The sequence below is a fragment of the Pedobacter sp. GW822-FHT03F06 genome, assembly GCF_058801365.1.
Window position 1 is genome coordinate 50,409 of sequence record NZ_JBXANE010000009.1, and the last position, 12,037, is coordinate 62,445.

Consider the following 12,037-nt stretch of genomic DNA (forward strand, 5'->3'; position numbering starts at 1 on the left):
AATCCACTTTTCGATTAGATCCTGAACCAAGTTCAGGAAGACGTTGCGGTGAGGATAACAGCAACCAATTTTGATAATTAATCGATTAACCAGTTTTCATTGACAGTTTACTTTTAAAGGAAAGCAATGACTAATGAACCAATGACTAATGGCCAATGAACCAACAAAAAAGGGCGTAAAGTTAAACCTTACGCCCTACACTTTAAACCTTACGGCTTAAAATCTATTTCATGAATAATAATTCTCTGAATTTTGGTAAAGGCCAAACGCTATCGTCAACAATCTGCTCTAATTTATCGGCATGGTAACGGATAATATCGAAGTAAGATTTAACTTTCTCATCGTAAGCAATCGCTTTTTCGCGGGTATCTTCGATTTTGTTGGTTAATTTACGTTCTTCTAACATCGCATCGATATTGGTTTTAACAATTTCTAAATGCTCTGATAATTTTTTAACGATATCGATAGAAACTTTGCTGTCTACACCAATTGCTTTTAATCCTTGTACGTTTTCGATTAAAGCGTTTTGGTAAGCAATTGCAGCTGGGATAATGGCCGTGTTAGCCACTTCGCCCATTACACGTGCCTCGATCTGCAGTTTTTTATAGAAGTTTTCTAACATGATTTCATGACGGGCATGGATCTCACGTGTGCTATAAATACCTGTTGTTGCAAATAACTCAGCAGATTTTTCAGTTAAATAAGCATCTAAAGCTTTTGGTGTAGTTTTGATGTTAGATAAACCGCGTGCTGCAGCTTCATCTTCCCACTCCTGGCTATAACCATTGCCTTCGAAACGGATGTTTTTAGATTCTTTGATGTATTTTTTGATCACGGTTAATAAAGCGATGTCTTTTTTATCACCTTTTTTGATCAATTTATCAACTTCAACTTTAAATTTAACCAATTGCTCAGCCATAATCGCGTTTAAGATCGTCATTGGTGCAGAAGAGTTTGCTGAAGATCCAACAGCTCTAAGCTCAAATTTGTTACCTGTAAATGCGAAAGGAGAAGTACGGTTACGGTCGGTATTATCTAATAAAATCTGAGGGATTTTAGGGATACCTAACCAAAGTGCATTGTCTTCTTTGATTTTTTTGCTGATACGTGAGTGCTCAATCTCATCTAATACATCGTTCAACTGAGAACCTAAGAAGATAGAGATAATTGCAGGTGGCGCTTCGTTAGCACCTAAACGGTGATCGTTGCTTACTGATGCAATACTTGCACGTAATAAATCGGCATGCTCGCTAACGGCTTTAATTGTGTTTACAAAGAAAGCAAGGAACATTAAGTTGTTTTTAGGTGTTTTACCTGGTGCCAATAAGTTTTTACCGGTATCAGTAATTAACGACCAGTTGTTGTGTTTACCTGATCCGTTGATACCGGCGTATGGTTTTTCGTGTAATAATACACGGAAATGGTGACGACGGGCAACTTTTTCCATCAAATCCATCAATAATTGATTGTGATCGATAGCCAGGTTGATTTCTTCATAAATCGGTGCGCACTCAAACTGAGATGGTGCAACCTCATTGTGACGGGTTTTTAAAGGAATACCTAATTTTAAGGCCTCATTTTCGAAATCTACCATGTAGCTGAATACACGCTCAGGGATAGAACCGAAATAATGATCTTCTAATTGCTGGCCTTTAGCAGACATGTGCCCGAATAAAGCACGGCCTGTTAATAATAAATCGGGACGAGCATTGAACAATGACTCATCAACCAGGAAATATTCTTGTTCGATACCTAAAGAAGCATTTACTTTAGTAATGCTTTTATCGAAATATTGGCAAACATCAACAGCAGCTTTATCAAGCGCAGCTAATGCTTTTAATAAAGGTGCTTTATAATCCAAGGCTTCACCGGTATATGATACGAATACTGTAGGGATACATAGTGTTTTACCTGCTTTGCTTTCCATGATGAAAGCTGGAGAAGAAGGATCCCAAGCAGTATAACCACGAGCTTCGAAAGTATTACGGATACCACCGTTAGGGAAACTAGAAGCATCTGGCTCTTGTTGAACTAAAGCACTACCTGCAAATTTCTCGATAGCACCATCGCCACTTGGCTCAAAAAATGAATCATGTTTTTCGGCAGTTGTACCAGTTAATGGCTGGAACCAGTGCGTGTAGTGCGTTGCGCCAGCGCTCATTGCCCAAGCTTTCATAGCTGTAGCAATTTGGTTAGCATCGTCAGAATTGATCAATTCACCTTGGTTGATAGATGAAATTAATTTTTCATACACGTCCTTAGATAAGAAATCTCTCATTTTTTTCTTATCAAATACATTCGAGCCGTAAAAATCAGAAATTTTCGCCGCAGGAGATTTAACTTCTGGTGAAATTCTGTTTTGAGCCTCTTTTAATGCGATGGTTCTTAAGCTTTTCATTAATTTGTTATGTTTTTTGTCAAAAATAGTATATTTTATTAATTTTCGTAAAAGAATCGTATTATTTATATCAATTTTATTGAAAATGAAATAAAAAAATGTTTTTCAGATGAAAAATTTCATTTTTTGTAAAGAAAATAGATTTTTCGAATGTTTTATGGAATTGAAGATTTTGCTGCATCATGCTATAAAAATAAAAGCTATGCTCAACTCTTCAATTAACGTATACAAAACCGAGTGGCTCGATCTTGTATTTGCAAACCGCAACAAAAACTATGGTGCTTATGAATTAAGGTCTAAATCTTCATCGATTATGACAAGAGCACTTTTCGTATCCGGAAGCCTTTTTGTACTCTTGTGTTTCTCTCCCTTAATTTATTCAAAGCTATTCCCGAAAGAAATTGTTGTAGAAACACCACCAACGGAAGTAAAATTGGACAAAATTATCCACCAGATGAAGCCAAAGACTCCTGAACCAGAGAAAAAGGTTGAGCCTGCAAAAGCTGATCCGATAAAGGTTAAAACGGTTGCTTTGTCTAATAATATTGTAGTGGTTAATAAGGTAGATATTGTTGATCCGCCAACGATTAAAGAAATACAGAATGCAGTGATCAGTGATAAGACACAGGATGGAGTTGAAGCCCCTAATTTGGTAATCCCAGATAATAAAGGCAATGGTAATGGCACAGGTATCGCTAAAGATGGCGCAGAAAACGGTGATCCGAATGCTGTTTTAACTATTGGTGGAGTAGATGAATACCCTGAATTTACCGGAGGTGCCAAAGCCTGGTCTAAATATATGGAACGTAACTTAAGGTATCCATCAAGAGCACAGGAGGAAGGTGCCGGAGGAAAAGTATTTGTAAGCTTTGTAGTAGAGAAAGATGGTTCGATTACCGATGTAACTGTAGTTAAAGGGATTGGTTTTGGATGTGATGAAGAAGCCATTAAAGTAATTAAAAAATCGCCGTTATGGAAACCGGGAAAAAATAAAGGGGTTCCGGTTCGTGTAAGGTATAATATGGCGATTAATTTTCAGATGATGTAAAACTGATAATGGGGGATGCTTTCTAAGCTGCATGATAGATGCTGAAACAAGTTCAGCATCACGACAACGCTCAGGATGACACCTCGGTGAAAATGCCTGAATAATTTTTCTATTAATGCTCTTATAGAAAAATGTGAGGTTGGGTAAATTGAAACGGTTTGGGTGAAAGCTCAGGCCGTTTTTTTGTGTTAGTGGACTGTTAGCCTGTCCCAGTTTTTAATAGCGGAGCGGAAATATGTCCATAAAACCGCTTCTACGGGTAATATTTATTGTTGACTTTTTGGAAAGCAAGAACAGCACCTTTTTGTCATTACAGTCCCGCCCTTTGTTTCAAATCCTCGCCCTCGTACCTCAGACTGCGGGTTTTTCACTTCGGTCGGGTTTTGGTGGGCAAGGCTGGTGGTGCTATTAAAGGTTTAGCCTGGGACAGAAACAAGTCTTATGCTGAAGGGCAGGCTTTTGTTCAATAAACCCGACAGAGCGGTTAGCCCACAGTGAAGCGCAGCGGAACGAGGACTATAAGCGATGGCGGGTGTACAGCAGCTATGAAAGGCGGAACGCTCGTTTCATGATAAAATAAATCATCTAGAATAATACAAAAAAAAACCGTCATTTCGACTGAAGCTTGCCGGTTTAAGCATCTGTTATTATTTATCATGGTATGCTTGCTTGTTTCACAGGTTTCATCAGTAGCGAAATGGAGAAATCTATCTCCACAGATCTCTCGACTGCGTTGCACCCGATAGCTATCGGGGCCGCTCGAAATGACGAATGCTTGTAAATAAAAAATGGATGACGGTTTTAATTCCATCATCCATTTTACATCTTGTACTAGTTTCTTATCCTTTATTTTCAATCCACTTGCGTGCATTTACGAAGGCTTCCATCCAAGGCGAAACCTCGTCTTTACGGCCTTGCGGATAATTTGCCCAGTGCCATTGGAACAATGAACGCTCAATGTGCGGCATCATAACCAGGTGACGGCCAGTTTCATCACATAACATTGCGGTGTTGTAATCTGATCCATTCGGGCTCGCCGGATAGGTTTCGTAAGCATATTTGGCTACGATTTTATATTGATCTTCTGCGTATGGCAATGAGAATCTTCCTTCGCCATGCGATACCCAAACGCCTAAAGTGCTTCCGGCCAGCGTAGATAACATGACCGAATTGTTTTCTTGTAAGGTTAACGAAGTGAAAATACTTTCGTGCTTGCCACTTTTGTTGTGGAGCATTTTAGGCTTTTCTTCATGGTCTTTGTTAATTAAGCCCAGCTCTACAAATAACTGACAACCATTACAAACCCCAACAGATAAAGTATCAGGACGGGCAAAGAATTTTTCTAATGCTACCCTTGCCTTTTCGTTGTATAAAAATGCACCAGCCCAACCTTTAGCCGATCCTAAAACATCAGAGTTAGAGAAACCACCAACTGCACCGATAAACTGGATGTCTTCTAAAGTTTCTCTTCCGGTAATTAAATCGGTCATGTGTACATCTTTTACATCAAAACCTGCCAAATACATGGCATTGGCCAGTTCGCGCTCAGAGTTACTGCCTTTTTCGCGGATAATGGCTGCTTTTGGTCGTGGTTTAGTTGGATCGATTACAGGTTTCTTTCCGTCAAATTGTAATGGGAAAGTGTAATTTAATACATGGTTTTTATAATTGTCGTAACGTTCTTTTGCCAATCCGTTTCCGGTTTGTTTACTATCTAATAAGTATGAGGTTTTAAACCAAACATCACGTAAATGGTCGATATCAAAGCTGAAGCGATCAGCAGCATTTTTAACTTCCAATTTAGCCGATTGGGTAACCTCACCAATTTTGTGGAAAGCAACGCCAGCTTTTGCAAAGATATCTTCAACAGCAGCATCAGCCTGGAATACGATACCAATGTTTTCTGCAAATAATACTTTAATGCTATCCGCTTCTGCTAGTGAAGACAAATCGATCGAAGCACCTAAATTGCGGTCGGCAAAGCACATTTCCAATAGGGTTGTGATTAAACCACCACTACCGATATCGTGACCTGCCTGGATTTGGTCAGCTTTGATTAATTGTTGTAATGTGTTGAAAGCCGTTTTAAATTGATCAGCACCTTTAACATCAGGTGTTTCAGTACCGATTTTGTTTAAAATCTGTGCAAAAGACGAACCGCCTAATTTATAGGTATCGTTAGAAAGGTTGATGTAATAAATTGATCCGCCGTTTTTTTGAAGTACCGGCTCAACCACTTTAGTAATATCGTCGCAATTTGCCCCGGCAGAAATAATTACCGTACCCGGTGCAATTACATCACCATCTTTGTATTTCTGTTTCATCGATAGCGAATCTTTTCCGGTTGGGATATTGATTCCTAAATCGATGGCAAAATCAGAACAAGCTTTTACTGCTGCATATAAACGGGCATCTTCTCCCTCGTTTTTACAGGCCCACATCCAGTTGGCAGAAAGTGAAACACTTTTTAAGCCATCTTTTAGCGGTGCCCAAACAATATTCGAAAGTGATTCTGCAATGGCATTGCGGCTACCTGCTGCAGGATCGATCAAGGCTGAAAGTGGTGCATGGCCAACTGAAGTGGCAATACCTTCTTTACCCTGAAAATCTAAAGCCATTACACCACAGTTATTTAATGGCAATTGTAACGGACCTGCGCATTGCTGTTTGGCTACGCGGCCACCCACGCAACGGTCTACTTTATTGGTTAACCAATCTTTAGATGCAACTGCTTCTAATTGAAGCACCTGTTCTAAATAGGTGTTTAATTCGTTGTTGTTATAGGTTACAGCTTCGTATTTACGATCGATGGTTTGATCGTCCATTACGATTTTTGGTGAACTGCCAAACATGGCGGCCAATTCAAAATCCATCGGTTTTAAACCTGTTGTTGCAGATTTAAAGGTAAAACGGTGATCGCCTGTTACTTTACCTACGGTATACATAGGTGAGCGTTCGCGGTCGGCTATTTTTTGTAAGGTTTCGATATGCTCGTTGCCGATTACCAAACCCATTCTTTCCTGCGATTCGTTACCGATAATTTCTTTGGCTGAAAGGGTAGGGTCGCCCACTGGCAATTTATCGAGGTCTATTAAACCACCTGTTTCTTCAACCAGTTCTGATAAACAGTTTAAGTGACCACCTGCACCGTGATCATGGATAGAGATAATCGAATTGTGATCGCTTTCTACCATGCCACGCACCGCATTTGCAGCACGTTTTTGCATTTCGGGATTTGACCGCTGGATGGCGTTTAATTCAATTCCGCTTCCGTGCTGACCGGTATCTGCAGATGAAACGGCTGCACCGCCCATTCCGATCCTATAATTTTCTCCACCCAGAATAACGATGTTATCGCCCTCCTGTGGTTTAAGTTTTTGCGCCTGGCTGGCTTTACCGTAACCGATACCGCCCGCAAGCATAATTACTTTATCGAAACCTAATTTTCTGGGTGTCACACTGAGCTTGTCGAAGTGTTCGTCGTGTTCGAAAGTTAAAACCGAACCCGTAATAAGCGGTTGACCGAATTTATTTCCAAAATCTGTAGCACCATTTGATGCTTTGATCAGGATATCCATCGGGGTTTGGTATAACCATGCTCTTTCTTCAACACCTTTTTCCCATGGACGGTTATCTTCTAAACGCGAAAGCGCGGTCATGTAAACGGCAGTTCCTGCTAAAGGCAATGAACCTTGTCCGCCTGCTAAACGGTCTCTGATTTCGCCTCCCGAACCTGTTGCTGCGCCATTAAAAGGCTCAACAGTAGTAGGGAAATTATGGGTTTCAGCTTTTAATGAGATTACCGATTCGAAATCGCTTGTGGTATAATAATCAGGCTCATCGGCACGTTTAGGTGCAAATTGCTGCACTTTCGGGCCTTTAATAAAAGCTACGTTATCTTTATAGGCCGAAACAATATCATTAGGATTTTCTTCTGATGTTTTGCGGATCAATTTAAACAAAGAAGTAGGTTGTTCTACGCCATCGATTACAAATTTGCCATTGAAAATTTTATGGCGGCAGTGTTCCGAATTCACCTGAGAGAAACCAAAAACTTCAGAATCGGTTAACGGTCTTTCTAATTTTTGCGCTAAAGTATTTAAATACTCAACTTCTTCATCACTTAATGAAAGTCCTTCTTGTTTGTTGTAAGCAGCAATATCGGTGATTTCTAAAATCGGCTCAGGTTTAATGTTGATGGTATATACCTCCTGATCGAGCTTGTCGTATTTTTGAGAAAGCATTGGGTCGTAATCAGCAAAATTTTCATCAACCTGCTTAAATTCTTCAATCCTGATGATTCCCTGCATGTCCATGTTCTGGGTAATCTCTACTGCATTGGTACTCCATGGAGTAATCATTGCTGCTCTTGGTCCAACGAAAAAGCCTGTTAAAGCTGTTTCTTGCGAGATTTTGGCACCGCCAAATAACCATTCGAGTTTAGTAATATCAGTGGTAGAAAGCGCTTTGTCTGTTTGTAAAACAAAAATCGCCTGCGATTGACTAAGGAAGAAATGAATCATGCTTTTTTTTTGAAGTTGCAAAAATAGCGTTAAAATTTTAAAAAGCTCATTGTAGCGTACAATATAATTGCGCTTTTATTACTTTTGACGTTAATGTAGCGCGAGTTGCCATCATTATGCGTTTTAATTAACTGTATAAGTTAATATGTAGTTGATCCTTTTTGCCCAACGCTTATACCTGCCTCGGCTCGCCGCCGCCGATGGGCTCTTTCTTTTTGGTGTCAAAAAGAAACAAAAAACACCGGCTGAAAATTTTTCTTTCAAAGTCGGTGGGTTGGCTAGGGCAATGGAATCCGAAAAATTTGTTAGGCCGGATTTACCCGGAACGAAGATACAGTGGAGTGGCCTAGTTGGGCGGAAATACTTGCGAAAATAAAGTGCTTACTGATCGGTGATTTACAAACGGCATTAATTGTAGCGAAATGCAAAGCAAAAACTTTAAAAATTCAAATTTATGTTCAATAAAATACACCACATTGCCATTATCTGTTCAGATTACGAAAAATCGAAAGATTTTTATGTAGATAAATTAGGTTTTACCGTTTTGGCAGAGGTTTACCGGGCGGAAAGAAAATCGTATAAATTGGATCTTGCAGTAAATGGTATATATCAGATCGAGTTGTTTTCTTTCGAGAACCCTCCTGCAAGACCATCGCGACCAGAAGCGCAGGGCTTGCGCCACCTGGCTTTTGAAGTTGATGACATTGAAAAAGAGATTTCGCGTTTAAATGACCATGGTATTATTACCGAGCCTATCCGTATTGATGAGTTTACCGATAAGCGCTTTACTTTTTTTGCCGATCCCGATGGTTTGCCTTTAGAGTTGTACGAAATTTAGGATGAGCATTTTCAAGTTTAAACAGTTTGAAGTCGACCAGACAGGTTGCGCCATGAGGATTAACACCGATGGCGTATTGCTTGGTGCAACAGTTAAGCATCCTTCGCCTACAGCTATATTGGATATCGGGACAGGAACCGGTGTAATTGCATTGATGTTAGCGCAGCGATTTCCTGAAGCGACCATACATGCTGTAGAAATCGACCAGCAAGCTGCTGAAACCGCTGAGAAAAATTTTCAATTTTCAGTTTTCAGTGAGCGGTTAACCATCAGCCACACATCAATTGAACAATATGAGTATGCTCGGCAATTCGATCTGATTGTTTCTAATCCGCCCTTTTTTGTAAATGATTTAAAAAGTGAAGAATTTAGGAAAGGAATAGCCCGGCATGCAGATGAAGACTTTTTTAACATGCTCATTAAAAAATCGAGTGGGTTATTGGCAGAAGAAGGTTTGATTTGGTTAATCCTTCCGGTAAAACAAGCCGATGAAGTTATTGGTATTGCTGCATATTATAATTTATCTCTTGCAGAGCGGATCCATATTCATTCTGATGAAAGCAAACCAACCTTTAGGCAGATGATCTGTTTGAAAAAGGGTGAAACAGTTTTAAGAGAAAGAGACTTTAATATTTATGAATCTTTTAAACAGCATACAGCAGCTTATAAGGAATTGCTGAAGGATTTTTTCCTGGCATTCTAGCTTAGGGTTTTAGGATGGACGGAGGGATAGGTGCAATGGTAACATTGTATAATCATTATGGTGCTTTTTTATCATATTTAACCACCATTTTTTAAAGATTTGTCAATCTTTTGAGGATTTGTTTTAGCAAAAAATGGTTGAAAGATTTTGCTAATCCTGTAAATTAGGAGGCGCAATTAAGTTTACATAATGAAAAAAATAGGATTAATTTCTGATACCCATGGTTTTTTAGATGATGCGGTTTTTAAACACTTCGATGGAGTGGATGAGATTTGGCATGCCGGCGATTTTGGGCCTAATGTTGCCGAACCTCTGGCAGCTTTTAAACCTTTGCGCGGGGTGTTCGGAAATATAGACGATAGTGCGATTAGAGCAGAGTTTCCGGAGCAAAATCGATTTAGCTGCGAAAGAGTTGATGTTTGGATGACGCATATAGGTGGGTATCCAGGGAGATACTCATCTTATGTTAAGCCTGAAATATACACTAAGCCTCCGAAATTATTTATTACAGGGCACTCGCATATTTTAAAAGTAATGTTCGATGAAAAAATAAAATGTTTGCATATAAACCCAGGTGCGGCGGGAAAACACGGTTGGCACAAAGTGAGAACCCTCATCCGTTTTTGCATAACTGATGAAAATATTCATACCTTAGAGGTTATAGAGTTATCGGGTAGATAATGTAAAATATACACTAAGTATGGTTTGTGGCGTTAAAACACTAGGACAATTTATTATAGAAAAACAAGCAGATTTTCCATATGCTAAAGGCGAACTTTCGAGGTTATTGAGGGATATTGGTATAGCTGCAAAAATTGTAAACCGCGAAATTAACAAAGCTGGTTTGGTTGATATTTTGGGCGATATGGGAACCACCAATATTCAGGGTGAGGAACAAAAAAAGCTAGATGTTTATGCTGATGAGCAGTTTATTGCAGCGCTAACCAGTGGTGGCGAATGTTGTATTGTAGCTACCGAGGAAGAAGATGAAATTATCCATATCGAATCGCCTGTTTCTCAAAACGCCAAATATATTGTTTGTATCGATCCTTTAGATGGTTCATCCAATACGGATGTAAATGTTGCTGTCGGGACAATTTTTTCTATTTATCGCAGAAAGTCGGTTGATGGCAGAGCGAGTATAACGGATGTATTGCAAAAAGGTACAGAACAGGTAGCTGCCGGTTACATTATTTATGGTTCATCGACCATGTTGGTTTACACCACAGGGAAGGGCGTTAATGGTTTTACATTAGACCCATCAATTGGTGAATTCTGTCTTTCACACCCTCAGATGAAAATACCCGAAACAGGTTATCTGTATTCGGTAAACGAAGGTAATTATGTTCACTTTCCTGATGGTGTTAAGAAATATATCAAATACTGCCAGGTAGAGGATGAGGCGACCAAACGTCCATACACTTCGCGTTATATTGGTTCGATGGTTGGCGACATCCACCGGAATTTAATTAAAGGTGGGATTTACATTTACCCAACCACTTCGCGCTCACCTAATGGGAAATTAAGATTATTGTACGAATGTAACCCGATGTCTTTTATTATTGAGCAGGCTGGGGGCAAAGCCAGTACAGGTTTTGAACGTATACTCGAAATTGAACCTACAGAATTACATCAAAGAGTTCCGATTTTTATCGGATCAAAACATATGGTAGAAAAGGCTGAAGAAATGATGTTGTTGTATACCGCAAAATCAATCTCGATTGATGCCAATGTAGAAACGAAACTAGAAAATTTAAATGTAATCGGCGGAATTGATTAAGATTGGCTAAATCTTACTTCGCTCTGCTTCAAAAAAAGTATCTATGGCGAGGTTTTGCTTGTCTTGCGAGGCAAAAACAGCTAAACGGTCGCAACGTTCATTCTCCGGATGATCGTTGTGGCCTTTAATCCAAATAAATTTCACTTTGTGAAGTTTATATAGTTCCAAGAACCTCAACCACAGGTCTTTGTTTTTCTTATCCTTGAAATTTTTGGTTACCCAGCCGAAAACCCATTTCTTCTCTACTGCATCTACCACATATTTCGAATCAGAATAAACCGTTACCTGTTGATTTAGGCTTTTTAACGCTTCTAGTCCTTTTATTACAGCCAATAGTTCCATGCGGTTATTCGTGGTCATTCTAAAGCCGCCACTTAATTCTTTATAGTGTTGTCCTGCCCTTAAAATTGTTCCCCAACCACCTGGCCCTGGGTTTCCGCTAGCTGCTCCGTCTGTATAAATTTCGATCATAAACGCCGTAAAGTTATGTTTTTAGGTTCAAAATAGCTTGTTTTATCTGCTTTTGAATTTTTTTTTCAATTTCAAATAATTGAATGTTAAGGAATTAAAAATTAGTTGTAAAAACTTTGAAAAAAATATTTGCACGGAATATTAAAAGTCGTACTTTTGTGACATCAAAAAATACGGTGGCTGTAGCTCAGTTGGTTAGAGTATTGGTTTGTGGTGCCGAGGGTCGTGGGTTCGAGCCCCATCAGCCACCCGTAAAGGGACAAAATCTTTTAACAA

Annotated in this window: 8 protein-coding genes and 1 tRNA gene; 6 read left to right on the forward strand and 3 right to left on the reverse strand. The window is 39.4% G+C overall.

Annotated features, from left to right (window positions below; all coding sequences use genetic code 11):
* Nucleotides 1–223: 223 nt before the first annotated feature.
* Nucleotides 224–2,398 carry a glutamine synthetase III family protein gene (locus tag AC1RJ8_RS16535; RefSeq protein WP_492954948.1) on the reverse strand — a complete coding sequence of 725 codons (2,175 nt, stop codon included), beginning with the start codon at nucleotides 2,396–2,398 and terminating at the stop codon, nucleotides 224–226.
* Between the two features lie 109 nt (nucleotides 2,399–2,507).
* Here AC1RJ8_RS16535 and AC1RJ8_RS16540 point away from each other — a divergent pair, with 109 nt between their 5' ends.
* Nucleotides 2,508–3,446 carry an energy transducer TonB gene (locus AC1RJ8_RS16540; protein ID WP_492954949.1) on the forward strand — a complete coding sequence of 313 codons (939 nt, stop codon included), beginning with the start codon at nucleotides 2,508–2,510 and terminating at the stop codon, nucleotides 3,444–3,446.
* 839 nt (nucleotides 3,447–4,285) lie between these two features.
* On the opposite strand, the gene purL is transcribed toward AC1RJ8_RS16540, so the two are convergent.
* On the reverse strand, nucleotides 4,286–8,005 hold the full coding sequence (purL, locus tag AC1RJ8_RS16545; RefSeq protein WP_492955076.1) for a phosphoribosylformylglycinamidine synthase: 3,720 nt from the start codon (nucleotides 8,003–8,005) through the stop codon (nucleotides 4,286–4,288).
* 418 nt (nucleotides 8,006–8,423) lie between these two features.
* Here purL and gloA2 point away from each other — a divergent pair, with 418 nt between their 5' ends.
* From gloA2 to fbp, 4 genes are all read left to right on the forward strand, one after another.
* The gene (gene gloA2, locus AC1RJ8_RS16550; RefSeq protein WP_492954950.1) at nucleotides 8,424–8,807 is read left to right on the forward strand and encodes an SMU1112c/YaeR family gloxylase I-like metalloprotein; all 384 of its coding nucleotides are present in this window, start codon (nucleotides 8,424–8,426) and stop codon (nucleotides 8,805–8,807) included.
* A 1-nt stretch (nucleotide 8,808) separates the two neighbouring features.
* Nucleotides 8,809–9,510 carry a tRNA1(Val) (adenine(37)-N6)-methyltransferase gene (locus AC1RJ8_RS16555; protein ID WP_492954951.1) on the forward strand — a complete coding sequence of 234 codons (702 nt, stop codon included), beginning with the start codon at nucleotides 8,809–8,811 and terminating at the stop codon, nucleotides 9,508–9,510.
* Nucleotides 9,511–9,699: 189 nt separating this feature from the next.
* On the forward strand, nucleotides 9,700–10,191 hold the full coding sequence (locus tag AC1RJ8_RS16560) for a metallophosphoesterase family protein (RefSeq protein ID WP_492954952.1): 492 nt from the start codon (nucleotides 9,700–9,702) through the stop codon (nucleotides 10,189–10,191).
* 19 nt (nucleotides 10,192–10,210) lie between these two features.
* A complete protein-coding gene (gene fbp / locus AC1RJ8_RS16565) occupies nucleotides 10,211–11,290 on the forward strand; it encodes a class 1 fructose-bisphosphatase (RefSeq protein ID WP_492954953.1) in 1,080 nt (359 codons plus the stop codon).
* Between the two features lie 6 nt (nucleotides 11,291–11,296).
* On the opposite strand, the gene rnhA is transcribed toward fbp, so the two are convergent.
* Complete coding sequence (gene rnhA, locus AC1RJ8_RS16570; RefSeq protein WP_057934856.1) at nucleotides 11,297–11,761, reverse strand: ribonuclease HI; 465 nt, start codon at nucleotides 11,759–11,761, stop codon at nucleotides 11,297–11,299.
* A gap of 176 nt (nucleotides 11,762–11,937) precedes the next feature.
* On the opposite strand from rnhA, the gene AC1RJ8_RS16575 reads away from it, so the two are divergent.
* Nucleotides 11,938–12,011 (forward strand) — tRNA-His (locus AC1RJ8_RS16575).
* Nucleotides 12,012–12,037: the final 26 nt, after the last annotated feature.